Here is a 1,312-nt window from a genome sequence, read left to right as displayed (position 1 = left end):
TGACCCGTCCTGAAATAGGTTGACACTTTTTCGCTGAAACGAAGAGGTGCCAAGTGGAGCAAGAGATCAAGCGGACGCAGCGGGACTACAGCCTGGCTTTTAAGCTATCGGTGGTCGAGCAGGTCGAAAAAGGCGAACTGACGTACAAAGAGGCACAGCGCCGCTACGGAATCCAGGGGCGCTCGACCGTGCTGGTATGGTTACGTAAGCACGGCTTGCAGGATTGGGCCGATCCATCCGGCCGTGCGCGATCGGGTTCCATCATGTCAAAGCAAGACGCAAAGCCGCTCACGCCGGAGCAGCGCATCAAGGAGTTGGAGACGCAGTTGCGAGAAGCGCAGGAGAAAGCCGCGCTGTTCGAGGCGGTACTCGACGTGATGCGCAAGGACTACGGAATCACCGTAAAAAAGCCTTCGGGCAGGTCGTCGCGCAAAGGCGGATCAAAAAGCTGAGCGTCGAGCGAGCCTGCCGATACATGGGCATCAGTCGCCAAGCGTATTACAAGCGCTTCCAAAGTGAGGAACGTCGCTGCGCGCAGGCCGATATCGTGACGACACTAGTACGGGATGTACGGCTGCGTCAGCCCCGACTAGGGACACGGAAACTGCATCATCTGCTCGGGCCAGCGTTGGTCGAGCGTGGCATCAAGTTGGGGCGAGATCGACTGTTCGATGTACTGCGCGCCGCGCGCCTGCTCGTCGTACCCCGCCGGGCGTACCACAAGACAACGCAAAGCCATCATCGCTTCCGGCGCCATCCGAATTTGCTGAAACCGGGACCAGATCAGATCGTGCCGACTGGGCCTGAGCAGGTATGGGTGGCCGACATCACGTACCTGCCGACGGCTGGCCCGTTTGTATATTTGAGTCTCGTCACGGATGCGTTCTCGCGCAAGATCGTTGGCCATCACGTTCACGATAGCCTGCAAACCGAGCAGGTCAGTCAGGCGCTCAAGAAGGCGTTGCGCAGGCGTCGGAGCGGGCAGCCGTTGATCCACCACTCCGATCGTGGGGTGCAATACTGCTCGACCTACTATCAGGACATCCATCGACGTCACGGCTTGCGCTGTTCGATGACTGACGGGTACGACTGCTATCAGAACGCGCTGGCCGAGCGGGTCAACGGCATCCTGAAGGATGAGTTCCTGTTGCAACGTCCTGTTGACCTTGAGCAGGCTGCCAAGATGGTCGAACAGTCGGTGCACATCTACAACCATGAGCGACCGCATACGGCTCTGAAATACAAAACGCCCGATGCGGTGCATCGGGCGTTCTAGTGCCTGGATACTGTCAACCTATTCCAGGACTTGACA

General features: G+C 58.5%; 1 protein-coding gene. It reads left to right on the top strand.

What is annotated here, in order from left to right; all coding sequences use genetic code 11:
• The first annotated feature begins 53 nt into the window (after positions 1-53).
• Positions 54-1,276 (top strand): IS3 family transposase gene (locus G3N96_RS38655; RefSeq protein WP_302479201.1). Its coding sequence is split into 2 segments (ribosomal slippage): positions 54-419 and positions 422-1,276, totalling 1,221 coding nucleotides; the frame shifts between segments, so codons are not numbered across the junction.
• The last annotated feature ends 36 nt before the right edge of the window (positions 1,277-1,312 follow it).

Source organism: Burkholderia sp. Se-20373 (genome assembly GCF_017104705.1).
GTDB lineage: Bacteria > Pseudomonadota > Gammaproteobacteria > Burkholderiales > Burkholderiaceae > Burkholderia.
The sequence above is the reverse complement of the archived record's forward strand: the minus strand, read 5'-3'. Positions and strand labels throughout refer to the sequence as shown.